This window comes from Natronomonas salsuginis (assembly GCF_005239135.1).
Classification (GTDB): Archaea; Halobacteriota; Halobacteria; order Halobacteriales; family Haloarculaceae; genus Natronomonas; species Natronomonas salsuginis.
Map to the genome: position 1 here is coordinate 186080 of NZ_QKNX01000003.1, position 18759 is coordinate 204838.

The 18759-nt window shown below is 66.0% G+C and carries 18 protein-coding genes; 7 read left to right on the top strand and 11 right to left on the bottom strand.

What is annotated here, in order from left to right; genetic code table 11:
• Positions 1–22: 22 nt before the first annotated feature.
• From DM868_RS09280 to DM868_RS09295, 4 genes are all read right to left on the bottom strand, one after another.
• The gene (locus DM868_RS09280; protein WP_137276607.1) at positions 23–454 is read right to left on the bottom strand and encodes a chemotaxis protein CheW; all 432 of its coding nucleotides are present in this window, start codon (positions 452–454) and stop codon (positions 23–25) included.
• 1 nt (position 455) lies between these two features.
• The gene (locus DM868_RS09285; protein ID WP_137276608.1) at positions 456–1391 is read right to left on the bottom strand and encodes a methyl-accepting chemotaxis protein; all 936 of its coding nucleotides are present in this window, start codon (positions 1389–1391) and stop codon (positions 456–458) included.
• Between the two features lie 306 nt (positions 1392–1697).
• On the bottom strand, positions 1698–2561 hold the full coding sequence (locus DM868_RS09290) for a ZIP family metal transporter (protein ID WP_394347527.1): 864 nt from the start codon (positions 2559–2561) through the stop codon (positions 1698–1700).
• A gap of 162 nt (positions 2562–2723) precedes the next feature.
• Positions 2724–3476 carry an IclR family transcriptional regulator gene (locus DM868_RS09295; RefSeq protein WP_137276610.1) on the bottom strand — a complete coding sequence of 251 codons (753 nt, stop codon included), beginning with the start codon at positions 3474–3476 and terminating at the stop codon, positions 2724–2726.
• A gap of 136 nt (positions 3477–3612) precedes the next feature.
• Here DM868_RS09295 and DM868_RS09300 point away from each other — a divergent pair, with 136 nt between their 5' ends.
• Positions 3613–4374, top strand: a complete 762-nt coding sequence (locus DM868_RS09300; RefSeq protein WP_137276611.1) for an SDR family NAD(P)-dependent oxidoreductase — start codon at positions 3613–3615, stop codon at positions 4372–4374.
• A gap of 31 nt (positions 4375–4405) precedes the next feature.
• Here DM868_RS09300 and DM868_RS15110 read toward each other — a convergent pair whose 3' ends face one another.
• On the bottom strand, positions 4406–4576 hold the full coding sequence (locus tag DM868_RS15110; RefSeq protein WP_222845519.1) for a DUF5786 family protein: 171 nt from the start codon (positions 4574–4576) through the stop codon (positions 4406–4408).
• Positions 4577–4687: 111 nt separating this feature from the next.
• Here DM868_RS15110 and DM868_RS09305 point away from each other — a divergent pair, with 111 nt between their 5' ends.
• From DM868_RS09305 to DM868_RS09320, 4 genes are all read left to right on the top strand, one after another.
• Entirely contained in the window at positions 4688–5683 is a 996-nt protein-coding gene (locus DM868_RS09305) for a DUF5784 family protein (RefSeq protein WP_137276612.1), read from the top strand.
• A gap of 93 nt (positions 5684–5776) precedes the next feature.
• The gene (pheS, locus tag DM868_RS09310; RefSeq protein ID WP_137276613.1) at positions 5777–7291 is read left to right on the top strand and encodes a phenylalanine--tRNA ligase subunit alpha; all 1515 of its coding nucleotides are present in this window, start codon (positions 5777–5779) and stop codon (positions 7289–7291) included.
• Entirely contained in the window at positions 7291–9114 is a 1824-nt protein-coding gene (locus DM868_RS09315) for a tRNA ligase subunit PheS family protein (RefSeq protein WP_137276614.1), read from the top strand. The genes pheS and DM868_RS09315 overlap by 1 nt, the downstream gene beginning before the upstream one ends.
• A gap of 141 nt (positions 9115–9255) precedes the next feature.
• A complete protein-coding gene (locus tag DM868_RS09320) occupies positions 9256–10371 on the top strand; it encodes a type I restriction enzyme HsdR N-terminal domain-containing protein (RefSeq protein WP_246049050.1) in 1116 nt (371 codons plus the stop codon).
• Positions 10372–10424: 53 nt separating this feature from the next.
• On the opposite strand, the gene mutL is transcribed toward DM868_RS09320, so the two are convergent.
• The 4 genes from mutL to DM868_RS09340 all read right to left on the bottom strand — a co-directional run bounded on the left by mutL (position 10425) and on the right by DM868_RS09340 (position 16535).
• Positions 10425–12500 (bottom strand): DNA mismatch repair endonuclease MutL, encoded by a 2076-nt coding sequence (mutL, locus tag DM868_RS09325; RefSeq protein WP_137276615.1) that lies wholly within the window; start codon positions 12498–12500, stop codon positions 10425–10427.
• Positions 12501–12563: 63 nt separating this feature from the next.
• Entirely contained in the window at positions 12564–15230 is a 2667-nt protein-coding gene (mutS, locus tag DM868_RS09330) for a DNA mismatch repair protein MutS (protein ID WP_137276616.1), read from the bottom strand.
• A gap of 104 nt (positions 15231–15334) precedes the next feature.
• A complete protein-coding gene (locus DM868_RS09335) occupies positions 15335–15625 on the bottom strand; it encodes a DUF5789 family protein (protein WP_137276617.1) in 291 nt (96 codons plus the stop codon).
• Between the two features lie 43 nt (positions 15626–15668).
• Positions 15669–16535 carry a transcription initiation factor IIB gene (locus tag DM868_RS09340; protein ID WP_394347528.1) on the bottom strand — a complete coding sequence of 289 codons (867 nt, stop codon included), beginning with the start codon at positions 16533–16535 and terminating at the stop codon, positions 15669–15671.
• A 169-nt stretch (positions 16536–16704) separates the two neighbouring features.
• Here DM868_RS09340 and DM868_RS09345 point away from each other — a divergent pair, with 169 nt between their 5' ends.
• Positions 16705–17199, top strand: coding sequence for a DUF7858 family protein (locus tag DM868_RS09345; RefSeq protein ID WP_137276619.1), 495 nt, complete (start codon positions 16705–16707; stop codon positions 17197–17199).
• On the opposite strand, the gene DM868_RS09350 is transcribed toward DM868_RS09345, so the two are convergent.
• Both DM868_RS09350 and DM868_RS09355 read right to left on the bottom strand, forming a co-directional pair.
• Positions 17192–17896, bottom strand: a complete 705-nt coding sequence (locus DM868_RS09350; RefSeq protein WP_137276620.1) for a CpsD/CapB family tyrosine-protein kinase — start codon at positions 17894–17896, stop codon at positions 17192–17194. The genes DM868_RS09345 and DM868_RS09350 overlap by 8 nt on opposite strands.
• A gap of 63 nt (positions 17897–17959) precedes the next feature.
• Positions 17960–18388, bottom strand: coding sequence for an HIT family protein (locus DM868_RS09355; RefSeq protein ID WP_137276621.1), 429 nt, complete (start codon positions 18386–18388; stop codon positions 17960–17962).
• A gap of 160 nt (positions 18389–18548) precedes the next feature.
• On the opposite strand from DM868_RS09355, the gene DM868_RS09360 reads away from it, so the two are divergent.
• Positions 18549–18731 (top strand): DUF7331 family protein, encoded by a 183-nt coding sequence (locus DM868_RS09360; RefSeq protein WP_137276622.1) that lies wholly within the window; start codon positions 18549–18551, stop codon positions 18729–18731.
• Positions 18732–18759 lie beyond the last annotated feature (28 nt).

Here is an 18759-nt window from a genome sequence, read left to right on the forward strand (position 1 = left end):
GAACGGACCGAGTGCGAGGTCGCTACTCGGGCGGTTCGGCGTCCGGCGAGACCCAGATCACGAACCCCTCGCCCTCGCCGCGATCGATGACTCCCTCGATCCCGGTCTGCCCGTCGATCGGCGACGACTCGATCTCGTCGGGGGCGACGTCGACGACGCGGTGGACCATGTCGATCTGCCAGCCCATCGCGGAGCCTTCGCCCAGTTGGTCCGAATCGAAGACGACGATGTGATCCTCGTCTCCGGTCGCCTCGATGTCGAACAGCACCTTTGGGTCGACGATCGTCGTCGTCTCGCCGCGGAGGTCGGTCACCCCCTCGACGTGGGTCGGCGCGTTCGGGAGCGGGGTGATGTGCTGTCGGTCGACGATCTGGCTGACGAATTCGATATCGATGCAGTACCGTTCGGTACCGAGATCGAACTCGAGGACCTGAGTGTTCGAAGCGGCGGCCATGCTATCGGTCCCGCTCAAATTCGCCGACACCGCCGAGGTGCGTCGAGAGTTCCTCTAGTTTCGCCGTCTGTTCTTCGTTCGCCGCGGCGACGTTCTCGACTTCGAGGGCGACGTCCTCGGCCTGTTGGGCGGCGTCGTCGACGAAGCTTGCGACCTCCTCGGTGCTCGCGGCCTGGTCGTCGGTCGCCTCGGCGACCTCAGAGATCCCGTCGGCGGACTCCTCGACCGCGTTGGAGATCTCCTCGAAGCTTTCCAGCGCCGTCGTGACCTCGTCGATACTCGTGTCGACTTCCTCGTTGGCCATCGTGACGCTTTCGGCCGTCTGGTTCGTGGTCGATTTGATCTCGGCGACCATCTGCTCGATCTCCGAGGACTTCTTTTGGGATTCCTCGGCGAGCGATTTGACCTCGTCGGCGACGACGCCGAACCCGTCACCCGCCTCGCCCGCTCGGGCGGCCTCGATCGAGGCGTTCAGCGCCAGCAGGTTCGTCTGGTCGGCGATGTCGTTAATGACCGAGACGATCTCGTCGATCGCCTCGACCTTCTCGAACAGTTCCTCCATGTTGGTGTCGACCTGATCGGTCGCCTCGTTGACGTTCTCGAGCGCGTCCATCGCGTCATCGGAGGATCGCTTGCCGTCCTCGGCGAGCCGATTGGCGTTCTCGCTGGTCGATTTGACTTCCTCGGCGCCGGAGGCGATCTCCTCGACAGTCGCGCTGAGGCTCGACACCTCCTGTGAAACCTCCTGAAGGTTTTTCGCCTGCTCGGTGGCCATCTGATTGATCTCCTCGCTGCTCTCGGCGACCTCCGTCGACGCCTCGAGCAGTTCCTCCATCGAGGAGGTCAGGTCGGTCCCCCGTTCGGTTCGCTCCGCCGAATCGGCCCCGTCGCCCTCGTGAGTGCGTGTGTCGTCCCCGCTACCGGATATGGATGACATTCGTGCGTTTTTCTCACGAACGGACGATATGAAGTGGTGGTGTCTCAGCGGCCGGATCGGCGAGGCACACGGTCACAGCGTATATATACGCGAACGCGCAGCAACGGCGCAACGAGGGCGGACTGACGTTCCGCGCTCACTCCGTCGCAGCGGGCTCGATCCGGCTGTCGTCGCCCCGCATCAGTTCGGCGACGAGCTTCGATTCGACCGCCGTGAGCCGCTGGGAGACGGCCGAGCGCGAGACGCTGAGTTGTCCGCTCGACCCCCGCCTGTTCGGGAAGGCAAGGGCATGCGCTCGTATCTCTATCAGATGAATAACAGCGGAAGCATCACCGCGACGCCCGCAGCGACCCCCGCGACGAGTTCGAGGCGACCGCCACGTGGCAACTCCGCGCCGGTTTCGAGCGCCTCCGGGATGAACTCCGTCACGACCAGATACACCATCGCGCCCGCGGCGAACCCGAAGCCGAACGGCAGGAACGCCTGAGCCCACGTGACGAACGCGAACGCGATGACCGCGCCGATCGGCTGTGGGAGACTCGAGAAGACGGCCGCGCCGACCATTCGCCAGTTCGACAGCCCCATCGCGCGCATCGGGATGGCGATGGCGGTCCCCTCGGGGACGTTGTGGATCGAGATCGCGACCGTCATGAACACCGCGAGCAGCGGCACGGAGAATCCGAGTATCCGGAGACCGCCGTCCAGACCGAGTTCCGCGAAGGAGACGCCGACTGCGACGCCCTCGGGGAAGCTGTGGACCGTCAGGATGCCGAGGATGAGGACGAGCTTCTTCAGGTCGCCCTCGGCGAACGCCCGAGCGCCGAGGACGCGCTCGCTGTTCCCGCCCTCTTGGCCGAGGCGAACGTCGCCATCGTCGTCCGCGACGCCGAACTCGGCACCGTCTAGGAGGCGATCGGACGCTTCGACCAACACGATGCCCGCGATCACGCCGCCGATCAGCAGGGTCGGGAGTTCGTCCGCGGCGTACGCCAGCCCCTCGTCGACGAGCCCGAACAGCGACGCCGAGACCATGATTCCCGATGCGACTCCCCACAGCGCCACGTTCCACCGGTCACTGAAGTCGTCGACGAAGAAAAACGGGAGCGCGCCGAGGCCGGTCGCCAAGGCGGTAACGAGTCCGGCGACGAACACGAAGACGAAGTTCTCCACGGACACGTGTTGATCGGGGAGCGTATAAAAACTTTTCAATTCAATAATATATTTTGGTCATCCTAAAACAAAAATTCGGCATCGGGGGCGACGAGATCGGTTGGTCCATCACCCGGCCGTACGAGATCGTCTCGTCGGTCCGAGCGAAGCGTGATTCCCGCGTTATCCGGTGAGGTTGAGTTCGATGACGTTGCCCGCCTGTTCGAGCACCGTCCGGATCGACTGCTCGGCTTCGCCGGTCGTCACCCTGCTGACGGGGCCGGTGATGCTGATCGCGGCCGGGCGGTCCCCGGGCGTCGAGAGCGAGCGGGCGATACACGCCATCCCGTCGACGCACTCCTCGCGGTCGTAGGCGAACCCGGTCGCACGGATCTCCGCGAGCTCGTCGAACAGCGTCGCCGGCTCCGTGATCGTGTGCTCAGTCACGGCGGGGAGACCAACGGACTCGACGATCTCCTCGACGCGTTCGTCGTCGAAGCTCGCGAGGATCGCCTTGCCGAGCCCCGTCGAGTGGAGATACGCGCGCCGGCCGGTCTGTGTGTCGATCTCGACGGCGTCCTCGCCGCGCGAGGTGTGGATGTAGACGCCCCAGCCGTTCTCCTCGAACATGAGGTTCGCGAGCTCGCCGGTCTCGTCGGCCATCGCTCGCATCTGCGGACGGGCGGTGTCGTAGACGCCGTCGTAACGCTGTGCGTAGCCGCCGAACTCGAGGGTTCGAAGCCCGATTCGGAACCGATCGTCGTGCTTGACGACGACGCCGTTGGATTCGAGCGTACTGAGGTGTTTATAAACGGTGCTCTTGGCGACCGATAGATGCGTCGCGAGTTCCGTGATCCCCGCCTCGCCGCCGAGGTCGATGATTCCCTCGAGCATCCGGATCGAGGTCTCGGTCGCGCGGACGCGGTCGTCCTCCATGCGCGGCCCTTCGATACCTCCGCTGATAAGCGTTGTTCGATGCCGGGAGACGGCCCGGTCGGCGCGGATAGTCACCGACGCGACCCGCGATCGCGGTCCACTCGGGATTTATGTCGCGCGGATCGCTTCTAGCGGTATGCGATTCGAAGATCGGACGGTGTTCATCACCGGTGCTGGATCGGGAATCGGCCGGGCAACGGCGCTTCGCGTCGCCGAGGACGGCGGGTTCGTCGTCGCGACCGACGTGGACGAAACGGGCGGTACCGAGACCGTCGAGGCGGTCGAAGCGATCGGCGGCGAAGCGGTCTTTCACGAGCTCGACGTGACCGACGCCGAGGCCTTCGACGCCGTCGTGGAGACGGCGATCGGGGAGCACGGTCTCGACGCCATCGTCAACAACGCCGGGATCGGCCACTCCCCGGCCGATACGGAGGACGTGACCGAGGAGACCTTCGAGCGCGTCGTCGACGTGAACGTCCGCGGCGTCTGGAACGGCTGTCGAGCCGCCCTCCCGCATTTCAGAGCGCGCGGCGACGGCGCGATCGTCAACGTCGGCTCGCTTGCCTCGTTTCTGGGCTTGCCGAAACAGTCGGTCTACTCGCTGACGAAGGGGGCTGTGATGAACTTCACGCGCGCCATCGCCGCGGAGGCGGGACGCGACGGGGTTCGCGCCAACGCCGTCTGTCCGGGGTTCGTGGAGACCTCGCTCGGCAACATGCACTTCGAGTCGATGTCGAACCCGGAGAAAGCCAAAGCGCAGGCGGAAAAACAGTATCCGCTCGGTCGCTTCGCTGAACCCGAGGAGATCGCCGACGCGATCGCGTTTCTGCTCTCCGAGGAAGCCTCGTTCATCACGGGCCACGGGCTCGTGGTCGATGGCGGCTACTCGGTGAGTTGATCGGATAGAGGCCGTCCCGAGAACAGTACCGTCACTCGCGCATTCGCTTGAACTGGTCGATGAGTGCTTCGGCCGAATCGCCGGAGTCGTACTCGATGGTCCCCTCGTAGCTCGTTCGCTCGTCGTCGAAGGCGGCGTCGACCGTGGCGGTTTTCTTTTCGCGGCGCTCGTGTTCGTCCTCGTCATAGGCACCCATTGACATGGTATACGTCTCCTTGGCGATTGTTCACTATGAATGTATCGGGACCCGTGACAGTGAGCGCGGACGAAAAAAAGCGGAACCGGTAAACGCGACGATATCTTATAAACGGGCGTGGCAGGCCCGCTTCGATTCCGCCGCTCCGAGGGGACGTGGACACGCGATCGCATCCGGACACAACTTCTCGCGCCGCTCGACGAGCGGTTCGGCGCCCGGCTCGACGGCACGTGGTTTTCGGTCGGCGACAGCCGATACGACGCCGTCCGGCTCGACATGGAGAACGGCGACTTCGCCCTCGTCGCGTTCAGCCCCGAGCGGGCGTACTGGCTCGGCAACACCGAGACGCCCGAGGCGCTGTGGCGGACGGACAAGGAGACGTTCGCCGAGGCACCCTACGCAGTCTCGCGGTGGGCCGAGCGCGAGCTCACCGCCAGACTCGAGGTGACGGACCCGTGGCTCGCCGACTACGAGTACCTCACGTGGTTTTTCCTCCCCGTCTTCTTCTCGAAGGACGGCCGGGACACGACCCGGCGCTTTTTCAACGAGGACGCGGCGGGCTTTCCCGACGCGAGCCGCGAGGCCGGCCTCGAGTTCTACGAGTCGCTGTTCTCGACCGGCACGCTCGACGAGTACCGCTACACGATGGCCTCGAAGCTCGGCACCTCCCCGGGGTTCGACCTCACCCGGATGCGCGCGACGATGGGCGAGTTTACGGTCGCGAAGATCCTCGCCGACGCCGGACTCGAGTTCGTCCCGGAGGTCGAACAGGACAGCGGCCACGCACTCGATTTCGCCGTCGGCTCGCGGCTCGTCGAGGTGACCAGACCCGAACCGCCGGCGCGCCGTTCGCACGCCGATCACCCGGTCGCGGCCGTCAAGGAGACCGGCGGCGCGAAACGCGGCGACCAGCTCGCGAAACACCCCGACGCGACCCTGTTCGTCGACTGCACCTCGTTTACCGATGCGGAGTGGGCGGCCGTGACGGGCGAGCGCCCGGGCGTCGGCCACGAGCCGACCGTGGTGTTCCGAGCGCGACCCGAGGGGTGGATCGAGGGGTACAGATACGGACCGCTCCCGTTCGACCTCGACGGCGGGATCGAACTCCTGTAGCCGAAGGGTTTTTATACAATAGCGTCGCCAGCGGCCCACGGAGCCGTCGCCGAGTCGGAACCGCTAACAGCCAGCCTCGCACAACTCGACACAATGAAACTGCCCGAAACGCAACTCGCGCTGCTGGAGGCCGCCAGCGCGACGGAACAGCGGACAGTTGCACAGTTCGCCGGCGAGCTCGGCGAAGACACGGCCGCGGTCACGCGAGCCGCCTTCGAACTCGAGGAGGCGGGGCTGCTCGCGGTCGACGAACACGTCGCCGAGGACGTGGCGCTCACCGAGGAGGGCGAGCGCTACCGCGAGGCCGGGCTTCCCGAACTCCGCCTCCGAGCCGCCGCCGTCGAGGCGGGTGCCGACGCGGAACCGGCCGAGATGGGGCGACTGATCGGCGCGTCCGGCCTCGAGGGACCGGAGGTCGACATCGCGCTGTCGAATCTCGCCCGGAAGGGGTACGGCTCGATCGAGGGCGGGGCGGTTCAGCTGGGCGCGGATCCCAAATACGACCCCGACGAGGACCCCGAAGCGGAGGCGCTCGACGACATCGCCGACGGGAACGCGGGCTATCTCGATTCCGGGATCCTCGACCGGCTCGAATCCCGCGGGCTGATCGAGCGGACCGAGACGACGGTCCGAAGCGTCACGCTGACAGACGACGGCGTGACGGCGCTCATGGAGGGCGTCGAGGCGACCGAGACCGTCAGCGCCGTCACCCCCGAGCTGTTGACCTCCGGGGAGTGGCGCGAGGTCGAGTTCACCGAGTACAACGTCGAGGCGGACGCCGAAACTGTCCACAGCGGCAAGGAGCACATCCTCCGACAGACCGCCAACCGCGTCAAGAACGTCCTCGTCGGCATGGGCTTTCAGGAGATGGAGGGTCCCCACGCCGACGCCGACTTCTGGATCAACGACTGCCTGTTCATGCCGCAGGACCACCCGGCGCGGACCCACTGGGACCGGTTTGCCCTCGACGTGCCGCTGATGGACGACCTCCCCGAGGACCTCATGGAGCGCGTCGAGGACGCCCACCGGAACGGCGTCGGCACCGAGGGCGACGGCTACCACTCCCCGTGGTCCGAGGACTTCGCCCGCGCGGTTGCCCTGCGCGGACACACCACCTCGCTGTCGATGCGATACCTCTCGGGGCACGCCGTGGGCGAGCTCGAACCGCCTCAGCGGTACTTCAGCGTCGAGAAGGTCTACCGCAACGACACGCTCGATCCGACCCACCTGCTCGAGTTCTTCCAGATCGAGGGATGGGTGATGGCCGAGGAACTCTCCGTGCGCGATCTGATGGGCACCTTCACGGAGTTCTACGAGCAGTTCGGGATCACCGACCTGGAGTTCAAACCGCACTACAACCCCTACACGGAGCCGAGCTTCGAGCTGTTCGGCAAACACCCCGAGACGGGCGAGCTGATCGAAATCGGCAACTCAGGTATCTTCCGCGAGGAGGTGCTCAGCCCGCTCGGCGTCGACTGTGACGTGATGGCGTGGGGGCTCGCGTTAGAGCGGCTGCTCATGCTCATGTACGGCTTCGAGGATATCCGCGACGTGCACGGGACGCTGTGTGATCTCGACCTGCTTCGGAACGTGGAGGTGGTGTACTGATGCCTGTCGTCGACGTCGATCCCGACGAGCTTCGGACGCTGGCGAGCGTTCAGGACAAATCCGACGCGGAGCTCAAAGACGATCTCTTCGCGCTCGGCCTCGAATTCGAAGGCGAGACCGACGATGGCGAGTTCGAACTGGAGTTCGCTCCCGACCGGCTCGATCGACTCTCCGTCGAGGGGATCGCCCGATCGCTCCGCTACCAGTACGGCCACGACCGCGGCGTCTACGTCCCGACGACGAACGACGCCGAGTGGATCATCGAGGTCGACGAATCGGTTCCCGAGGAGCGCCCCTATGTGACGGGAGCGATCGTCCGCGGGCTGGACCTCGACGAGAGCCGCCTCGAATCGCTCATCCAACTGCAGGAGAAACTCCACGCGACGATGGGGCGCGGCCGCGCCAAGGGCGCGATCGGCGTCCACGACCTCGCGATGATCAAGGGCCGGGCGGCCAGCGGTGACGGCGACGCGCCCAAGACGATCACCTACCGAGGCGTCGAACCCGACGGCGATCGGTTCGTTCCGCTCGACGACGACGACGAGCGGACCCCCGCCGAGGTGCTGGAGACGCACCCGACGGGTGACACCTACCGCGATCTCGTCGAGGGGCTGGATCGCTACCCCGCGATCTACGACGACATCGGCCTGTTCTCGTTCCCACCGGTGATCAACGGCAAGCGGACCGAGGTCGACGAGGACTCCCGGGATCTGCTCATCGAGATGACCGGCACCGACCAGTGGACGATCGATCGGATGCTCACCATCGTCTGCTACGCCCTCGACGCCCGCGGCGGGCGAATCGAGGAGGTCGACGTGCGGTACGACGACCGCGAGTTGGTCCGCCCGGACCTCTCGACGGAGACGAAGCGCGTCGCCCACGACCGCATCGAGCGGACGCTCGGCATCGACATTCCCGGAAAAGAGGTCGTCGACCTACTCGAACGGGCGGGCCTCAGCGCCGAGACGACGAGCGACGCGGGCGGAGACGAACCGGAGATCCCCGCAGACGACGTCGAGCTCGAAACGGTGCCGAGGCGAACGCAAGAGCCCGACACCGCCGCCCGATCGACGGCGACGGCGGACGACGGGTTGATCTACGAGGTCGAAATCCCGCCCTACCGGGTCGACGTGCTGCACCCGATGGACATCGTCGACGACGTCGGCCGCGCCTACGGGTTCAACGACCTCGAACCGACGTACCCCGACGTCTCGACCGTGGGCGGCCGCCACGAGCGATCGCGGCTCGAGGACGCCGCCCGCGACGCCCTCGTCGGCCTCGGCTTCGAGGACCTGCTGAACTTCTACATGACGAACGAGGCCGCCCTGTTCGACCGGATGGCTCTCTCGCCAGACGACAACGCGCTCGGGGCGCGCGATCCGCCGGCCATCACCGGCCCCTACAGCGAGGAGTACACCGTCGTGCGGACGTGGGCGCTCCCCTCGCTCATGATGGTCCTAGAGAACAACACCCACCGGGCGTACCCGCAGGACCTCGCCGAGATCGGTCTCGTCTCGGCGGTCGATCCCGACGAGGCGACGGGCGTCGCCGAACACCGATCCGTCGCCGGGGCGCTCGCCCGAACCGACGCCTCCTACGAGGACGCGAAGGCCCGCCTGCAGGCGCTCGCCCGGGCGTTCGGCAAGACGCTCGAAACGCCGCCAGCCGAGCACCCCTCGTTTATATCCGGCCGGACCGCTGAGATCGTCCTCGACGGCGAGTCGGTGGGCGTCCTCGGCGAGGTTCACCCGAAGGTGTTGGTCGAACACGATCTGGAACTGCCGGTCGCGGCGTTCGAGTTCCGACTCGACGGACTGCGGTAGGGGTTTATAAGTAGACTGGGCGGTCCGGTTTCGTGTTTATAAGCAATCGGACAGAGCTATTCCGAGATTTACCTGCTAATTCGAGGGATCATCTCGCTCTCATACCACCTTTTAAAAGGGTTCGTTACGGACACCCCGACGATGGACAGGGCAGCGATCGACGAGTACATCCAGCGGAGTCAGCAACTCATCGAGGCGTCACCGCAGATGGACGAGGAGAACACGAAGGTCAAACTCGTACAGCCGTTTCTCGAACTGCTCGGCTGGGACCTCTACTCGACCGAAGTTGCGCTGGAGTACACGATTCCGATGGCGTCGGGGAGTACACACGTCGATTACGCCCTGTTGGTCGGCGACTCTCCCGTCGTGTTCGTCGAGGCGAAACCAGTCAGGTCGACGCTCAGCGAGGGAGAGATCCGTCAGTTGCGGAGCTACATGCGCCAAGAGCTGGACGTGGACTGGGGGATTTTGACCAACGGAAAGTCATTCGAAGTGCTGACGAAGAACCGTCAGCAGAACGGCGGCGAGGAGGTGTCGGTCGTGCAGTTCGACCTCGACGACCTCGCCGGAAACCCGAACGTCCTCGAACTGCTGACGAAGGAGTCGATACGCTCCGGGAAATCCGACGAGGTGGCCGAACAGGTCGCACAGACGAACCGCGCGATTCGAGATCTCCGGGGGAACGAGGACAGCGTCACGGCGGCGGTGACCGAAGCGGTCGAAAACGAGGTCGGCGAACTCACGATCGATCTCGAAGAACAGTCGCGCGAATTCACACAGAACCTCGTCGACGTTCTCCGCGAACAACGGCAGTTCGTGAGCGAGGAACCGGGAACGGACGATACAAGCCGATCAGAGAGTCAAACAGGAACAACAATAGAGACACCACCGCCAGATACTGAAAAATCCACAGGTGGATACATTATACGTTTTTCAGATGGTAAACGGATTCCAGAGAATAGCGATCGGGGACATACGAAACAAAAACGAAACATGGGGCGAGCTGTTGATTATTTAATAGAGGAACACGGATTGATCGAGCAGATAGAGATACCACATTTTCCTCCGCAGGCTCGAAAGAATTGCTCGATCAACACCGATCCAGTGCACCCAAACGGGGAAGAAATGAGGATACCGTACGAATTGGTAAATGGATACTACCTCCACACATCACTCAATGTCAGAGGAAAGAAAACTCGTATTCGTGATCTCGCGGAGCACGTGGGGCTTTCCGTCGAATTTCTTGGCGAGTGGTAGGAAGTGTTGCTATTTAAAAAGACTTTTACCACATATAAACAATATTGGCCGGGCTACCGCCGCCGCCCGCCGTGGCCCGGATAGTCGCGCTCGAACCGGGTCTCGATCTCCTCGGTCGAGAACTCCAGAATCGTCGGCCGGCCGTGCGGGCAGGCGTAGGGGTTCTCACAATCGTCAAGTGCGTCGAGTAGCCCCGCGATCGTCCCCTCCCGCAGCGAGCGGTTGCCCTTGATCGAGGGATGACACGCCAAATCGCCCAACACGTCGTCGACGACCGCTTCGACGGTGCCATCGGGGTCGCCGCCGAGGAACTCCCCGAGCAAATCGCGGGCGATCTCGGGGGCGGTCTCCCCGACGTGGTCGGCGAGGAACGCGGGGACGGTCGTCACCGCGAGCGTCCGGTCGTCGTCGAGGTGCGTTCTGAATCCGAGCTTCGCGAGCGCTTCCCCATACTCCTCGGCGATGGCCGCCTCGCGGGCGGTGACGCCGACGGTCACCGGTTCCGCGAGCGTCTGGGTGGTCACGTCGCCGTCGAACGCCGCCCGCAATCGCTCGTAGTTCACCCGTTCGTCGGCGGCGTGCTGGTCGATCACGAGGAGGCCGTCGTCGGACTCGGCGACCAGATACGTGTCGTCGAACTGCCCGAGGACGTGCAGGGCTGGAAGGCGGTCGAAGCCCGACGGCGTGCCGGTCGTCGACGCGCCGTCGAGGGTTCGCTGCGTGGTCCGAGATGCGTTTCGGGCGGGCGAGGACCCCGGCTCGTCGCGTCGTGTCCCCGACTGGTCGGGCGCTCGGGGGTCGTCCGATTTCGGGGAGGATTCGACCGCGTCGACAGTGTCGGGCGTCGCGGCCGCGTCCGTCGTGTCGGGGTCGGACCGGGAGGACAGCGTCGAGGCGGCATCGCCGTCGGCAGTTCGATCGTCCGCATCGATCCGCGTCGAACGGTCGTCAATCTTCGATTCAGGTGCTGAGTCGACGGGCGACGGGCGATCCGGCTGGGAGGAACGGTCCGGTTTCGTCTCGTCCACCCGGGCTTCATCGGACGAGCGCGAACCCGCGTCGGGGTTCGAGGGCGACACCTCGGTCTGCTCGGGGGCAGAGCGCCCGCGCGGCGCGCGCGAACGGAGCAATCCGGCTTCCGAGAGCGCCGACTCGACCGCGTCGGTGACACCGGCTTTGATCTCGGCTTCCTCGGCGAACAGCACCTCCAGTTTTCGCGGGTGGACGTTCACGTCGACCCCGCCCGGCGGCAACCGCAAGTCGACGACGGCGAAGGGGTAGCGGTCGGGTGCGAGCTGGCTCCCGTAGGCGTCGACGATCGCCTCGCGGACGGCACCCGCGGTCACGTACCGGCCGTCGACGAGCGTCGTCACGTACTCGCGGCCCGCGCGGTTCGTCTCCGGGTGGCTGACGAGCCCCTCGACGCCGGACAGCGGAGCGTCGCCGCCACTGGATTCGACGGGGAGCATCGACGAGGCGACTTCGCGGCCGTAGACCGCCATGACGGCGCTTTTCCGGTCGCCGTCGCCCGTCGTCGCGAACGTCTCGCGACCGTCGCGGTGCAGCGAGATCGCGACGTCGGGGCGCGCGAGGGCGTAGCCGGTGACGATCCGAGCGACGTGGTCGAACTCCGTTGCCTCGGTCTTGAGATACTTCCGCCGCGCCGGAACGGAGCCGAAGAGGTCCGTCACCTCGACGGTCGTCCCCTCGGGACAGCCGGTCGGGCCACACGAGAGGAGGTCGCCGTGCTCGACGACGAGTTCCGTCCCGCGCGAGCCGCCGCGCGGTTTCGTCTCGATGCGAAGCCGGGCGACCGAACCGATCGCGTGGAGCGCCTCGCCCCGAAAGCCGAGCGTGCCGATCGAATCGAGGTCGTCGACCGACTGGAGCTTGCTCGTGGTGTGTTCGTCGATCGCGAGTCGGGCGTCGGATTCGGACATGCCGAGGCCGTTGTCGCTGACGGCGATGCGGTCGGTGCCGCCCGACTCGACCCGTGCGTCGATCCGGGTCGCGTCCGCGTCGAGGGCGTTCTCGACGAGTTCTTTGACCACGGAGGCGGGGCGCTCGACGACCTCCCCGGCGGCGATCCGATCGCGCGTCTTCGCGTCGAGTTCCCTGATCTCCGGCATGTGGATCTATCGGAGGGTGTGTCGGATCGGGCGTAATCGTTTCGCTCGGCCGATCCGATCGCGTCACTCCTCCTCGAGCCGTCGCTGCCACTCTCGAACGCGGGTCATGAGCTCGACCGGCGAGGTTTCGGCGAGCGACGTGTTCAGGAGCTCGTCGAGGACGGCCTCGGTGTCGGGATCGACCGACGGGTCCGCGTCGTCGCGTCCGTCGGCTTCGGCGGGCTCGTCGGCCTGGAACTCGCCATCCGCGAGGTCGAAGACCGCCTGAACCGGCTCACCGGAGTCGCCGCCTTTCGCCTCGATCGCGCGCTCCTCGCGGAGCCGCGAGAGAACGTCGCCGGCGCGATCGACGACGGGGGCCGGAACGCTAGCCAGGTCGGCGACGTGTACGCCGTAGGATCGATCGGTCGGCCCCGGTTCGATCGTTCGAAGGAAAGTGACGCCTTCGCTGGATCCGTCCACGGCGGCGCCGGTCCGCGTCTCGGCGTCCGGTTCGCCGGCGACCGCGACGTGGACGTTCTCGACGCGAGGCAGTTCGTCGGCGAGCGCGGTCAGTTCGTGGTAGTGCGTCGCGAACAGCGTGAACGCGCCGATCTCGTTGTGGAGGTACTCCGTCGCCGCCCACGCGATCGAGATGCCGTCGTAGGTCGCCGTCCCCCGGCCGACCTCGTCGAGGATGACGAGCGAGTCCTCGGTGGCCGAGTGCAGGATGTTCGACAGCTCCTCCATCTCGACCATGAACGTCGATCGCCCGCCGGCGAGCTCGTCGAGCGCGCCGACGCGCGTGTAGATCCCGTCGACGAGGCCGACGCGGGCCGCCGTTGCGGGGACGAACGAGCCGACCTGCGCGAGCAGCGTGACGAGCGCCGCCTGCCGCATGTAGGTCGACTTCCCGGACATGTTGGGGCCGGTGACGAGCAGGAAGCGTCGGTCGCGGTCGAGATACAGATCGTTCGGGACGAACTGGGTGTCGGTCTCGACGACGGGGTGGCGGCCCGCTTCGACATCGAGGACGGGCTCGTCGACCAGTTCCGGGCGCGACCACCCCTGTCTCGCAGCGTGGGTCGCGAGCGAACAGTAGACGTCGAGTTCGGCGAGCGCCTCGCCGACCGCGCGGAGCAGTTCGGCCCGCTCGGCAACCGCGTCGCGGAGCCGACAGAACGCCTCGTACTCGCGCTCGGCGCGCTTGTCCTCCAGGTGGAGGACCTGTCGCTCCTTCTCGCGCAGCTCGTCGAAGACGTACCGTTCGGCGTTCTTCAGCGTCTTGATCCCCTCGTAGGAGTCGGGGACGGCGTCGGACTCGGACTTGCCGACCTGCACGTAGTAACCGTCGGTCTTGTTCCGGCCGACGGTCAGCCGAGAGAGACCGTGCCGTTTCGATTCGCGCTCCTCGAGCGTCTCGAACCACTCCAGGGCGGACTCGTGGCGTTCGATGAGTTCGTCGAGATCGTCGTCGTGGCCGCGCTCGATCAGCCCGCCCTCACGGAGCGTTTTCGGCGGGTCGTCCGCGAGGGCGTCGAGGTCCGTTCGGAGATCGGCGATCGCGGTCCGGTCGAGGTCCGAAAACAGCGCCGCGACGGGCGAGGCGGCGAGTTCCGGCGAGCCGTCGATGCGCTCCGAGAGATCGGGCACCAATGCGAGCGTCTCGCGGACGCGGAGCAGGGCGTCGGCGTCGGCGCTTCCGGAGACCGCCCGGGAGGCGGCCCGCTCGACATCGTAAGCGCTCGAAAGCGTCTCGGCGATCCCCTCGCGAACCAGCGCGTCGCCGAGCAGCGCGTCGACAGCGGCCTGTCGGGATTCGAGGAGGGCCCGCCGACGCAGGGGTCGCGTGAGCCACTCCCCGAGGAGCCGCCCGCCGGCGCTCGTCTCGGTGTTATCGATCGTCTCGAAGAGGGTCTTTCCACCCGCGGTCATCGGATCAGTCAGTTCGAGGTTGCGCTGGGTCGTCGCGTCGACCGCGACGTGGTCGTCGGATTCGTACGCGCCGAGTCTGGTCACGGCGGCGAGCGAGCCGACGCCGGTCTCGTCGATGTAGTCGATCGCCGCCCCCGCGGCCGCCGTCGCCGCCTCGGAGAGACCGACCGTCTCGACGGCGTCGCCGAACTGTTGAGCGAGTCGATGGCGCGCCCTTCCCGGCGCGAACGTCTCCGTCTCGTGGAGCGTCAATCGAGCGTCGAGGTCCGACCGGATCCCCGCGAGGAAGTCGTCGTCGCCGCGGACGGTCGGGCCGGGGAGCACTTCGACCGGATCGAACCGGTACAGCTCCGTCATTGTCCGATCGATCGCGCGGTCGCCCGACAGCGTCGTCGCCCGAAACCGGCCGGTCGTCACGTCGCAGAGCGCGAGGCCGTACTCGTCGCCCGAGCGCGCGACGCTGGCGAGGTACTGTGCGGTCTCGTCGTCGGTTTCGAGGAGCGTCCCGGGGGTGACGATACGGACGATCTCGCGGACGATCTCGCCGTCGACCTCGCGCTGATCGGCGACAGCGACCCGGTGGCCGCGCTCGACGAGCGCCTTCAGATACGGCGTGAGGTCGTCGACCGGGACGCCTGCCATCGCGTACGGTTCGCCACCCGAAGATCGCTCCGAGACCTTCAGATCGAGCTCCTCACCGGCCAGCTCGGCGTCCTCGCCGAAGAACTCGTAGAAATCACCCATCTGCATCGCCAACAGATCGGCCCCGCTGTCGGCCTTCAGTTCGAAAAAATCCCCGACGATACCCGAAGCCATGTTCGCACCGGCGGGTGCGGAGCGCTAAAACGTGACGGGTGCGACGCGGCGACGGCGGTCGAAGCTGCCGCTCCGGTGTCGTTGAACGCAGAACGCAGCGATCGTCACTCGTCAGCCGTCGGCACCGGACCGACCCCGACGACGTCCTGGACGGCCGCTTCGAAGGCCCGTCTGGTGTCGAAATACACCTCGTCAGTCTCCTCGAGCACCGACGCCAGTTCACGAGGGCCGTCTGGCGTCCGGATGACCGTGTCGCCTTCGCGGCGAACGATCTCGCGTTTGCCGATGGCGTAGTGGAGCCGCGAGGACACCCGCGCGAGCGGCGCGCCCTCGACGGACTCGCCCGCCCCGAGCGGAACCGCAGGCCCTTCTGCTTCGTCGTCGGAATCGCTCATGGCCGTGCTTCGGCACGTCCCATCCTAATCCTTACGAACCACCTCACGAGCGCAGATCCTGGAAGGTGTTCCGAATCGTCACCGCCGAAACGCCCGCGACGTCAGCGGCGGCCGCCTGTGTGAGATCGTAGCTCGCCTCGCGCGCGGCGGTGTACAGGCAGGCGGCGGCCACGCCGCTCGGATTCCGTCCCGTCGCGAGACCGGACTCGTGCGCGTCGGTCGCCAGCTGTCGCGCGGCCCGTTCGACGTCGATCGGCACGTCGAGCTTCGAGGCGAACCGCGCGAGGTATTCGGTGGGATCGATCGGCCCGGTCGGAAGTTCGAGTTCGCGGTTCAACGCGCCGTAGGCGACCTTGAGTTCCGCATCGTCGGCGCTCGCGACGGCGACGATCTCGTCGAGCGTCCGCGACACCGAGGCGGTTCGGCAGACGGCGTACACCGCCGCGGCCGCGAACCCCTCGATACAGCGGCCCTGAAGCAGGTCGGCCTCCTGTGCGGACTCAAAGAGCACGCACGCGCGATCGCGAACCGTTTCAGGAAGTTCCAGTTGACCCGTGAGCCGTCGTATCTCGGTGAAGCCGTACACCTGATTGCGCTCACGCTTCGAGGAGATCCGCGCCCGATTGTGCTGTTTTCGCATCCGGGCGACCTGACGACGCTTCCGACCCTTGAGGCGTGTCGATCGACCGATCTCCGTCGAGAGCCCCCGGTCGTGCCGCGAGCGCGTCAACGGAGCGCCGCACCGCTCGGGATTCGTCTCGTCGTTCGCGAACGAACGCCACTCGGGACCGCGGTCCAGTTCGCCCTCGGAGACGACGAGACCACACTCGCTGCAAACGGTTTCCGCACGCGCGTTTCGAAGTCGGCCATCACATTCGGGGCAGTGTTGTCGTGTCGTCGTGCTCATCACATGTGAGACTTCGGCGCAACGGTACTTTAAAAACGGAGCGTAGGTGCCGAAATAAGCGGGGAAACGTCCCGAGAAGGGTATCGGTAACTGGTACGCTCTATCCGATGGCTCGTCGAGGGGGTCTCGAATCACCCCGAGATTTATTACGTAGTACATACCATTAGTATCCATGACGCTCTCGGAGATCGCCGCCGGACTCGAAGTCACGACCCGCCAGCGCGACCGCGGCGTGGCGACGGCGGACGGAACCAACGCGTCGCTTCGAGAGCGACTCACCGCGTTCGAGGATCAGCTCCCCTGTTCGGCCGAACGCGCGGCCGCAGTCGTCGAAACCTACACCGAGGGGGCGAGCGTCGGCCGCGCGGCCGCCGTGGCGACCGTGCCGAAGACGACCGCGGCCAAAACGCTGTACCTCCTCGGGGAGCCGATCGATCCGCTGACGCCGACGGCGAAACGGGTCGTCGACGACTGGCTGACCGGCGACCTGTCGCGGACGGACGCGCGCACGCTCGCTGGCGTCGGCGACAACGAGTTCGCGCTCGGCGCGTACGTCGCGACCCACGATCCGATCGAGGGAGCCGACGCCGCGATCGCCGACGCGTGTTCGCTCGACGACGAGGACCCGCTCTCGGACGCCAGAAGCGGTCTCAGCGACCTCATTTGAACCGGAGTTGGTCGAGAACTCCTTCGGACTCGGGGCGTTCGATCGACACATCGGTGACCGTCTCAACCACGTCACAGAGCGCGTCGTAGATGGCCGTCTCGCGAGCAGTCGCCGGCGACCTCTCGAACGTCGGGATCGCCACGTCCGCGTCTGGATGCTCTGAGGTCCGGGTGACGAACGTCGCCGACGAGTCCGTTCCGACGTCCGCCAACCGATCCTCGGTACGGGGCAGCGCCGACTGCGCACGATCGTCGTCACAGATCATCGCGACCGTCTCGACCGCGGTGACGGCCGCGACGGCCGGATTCGTCGCCACCGGTGGCGTATCGACGAGGACGCACTCGAAGTGGCGGGCCGCCTCGTCGATCAGTTCGCCGAACCGCTCGGCGGCGTCGGGGGCCTTCGCGCGAGCGAGTCGCTCGAACGGCGCGTGGGCGGGACAAGCGGCCAGCCGGCCGGCCCCCTCCATCGGCAGGTCGACCAAGCCCTCCTCCAGGGGCGTCTCCCGGAGACAGAGCGCGGTCACGTCCGGATCGAGCCGTCCGGAGACACGGTCGGAGAGTCCCTGCGTCCCGTAGGACGCGTCGAGGATTGCCGTGTCGATCCCGTTACCCGCCAGCAATCGACCGGATTCGAGGGTCAATCTCGTGGTTCCAACTCCGCCAGCGGCACCGACGAACGCGACCGTCGTGGACATACGTACGGACGGGTCGGTTCGGAACAAAAGCGTACTGTTCTCCAAGTGGACGTTCGTCCGCTGTCACTCGATGTGAGCGGCGATCCGCTCACCGATCTCGGCCTGCTCTTGATTGGAGAGGTCCGCGAGTGAGCCCATCACGGTGTGGATCGAACCGCCCCCGTCGCCCTCGAAGCGAGGGACGACGTGGACGTGGAGGTGCGGAACCTCCTGACCGGCCGCGGTGCCGTCGTTGATGCCGACCGTGGTCGCGTCGGCGTCGACGGCTTCCTCGACGGCGGGCGCGATCGTTCGGACCACCTCGAAGACGCTCTCCGAGACCTCGGGCGGGGCGTCTCGAAGCCGGGTGTGCGGTTCCCGTGGGACCACGAGCGTGTGGCCGGGGGCGAGCGGGTTCGCGTCGAGGAAGGCCACCGCGCGCTCGGTTTCGTGGACAATGTTCGCGGGGATATCACCGTCGATGATCCGTTCGAAGATCGTTCTGTCGGACATGAATGAGATTCGGACGTCGAACCCTATGAACGTTGGTCTCGGCCCGATCCGACACCGAGCGAGTGTGTACCGTCCGCGTCATATTCATCATATAACATGTACGATCCAGCCACCGGCGACCGAACCCTTATAGCGATCCACCGCCACGGTATATATGCTAATGAGTAACGCACCCTCCGATACGGACGAATCGCCCGGATCATCGACCGAACCGCCGGAAACGCCGCTGGACTCCCAACAGTATGGACATCTTTCGCTCGACAACGGGGAGGTCGTCATCTACGACCGGAACGATCCGGAGATGTGGGTCCAATCTGACTTCGTCGTCGAAGTCGGCGCGTAGCACTGCGGCAGTTTTTTATACGACACTC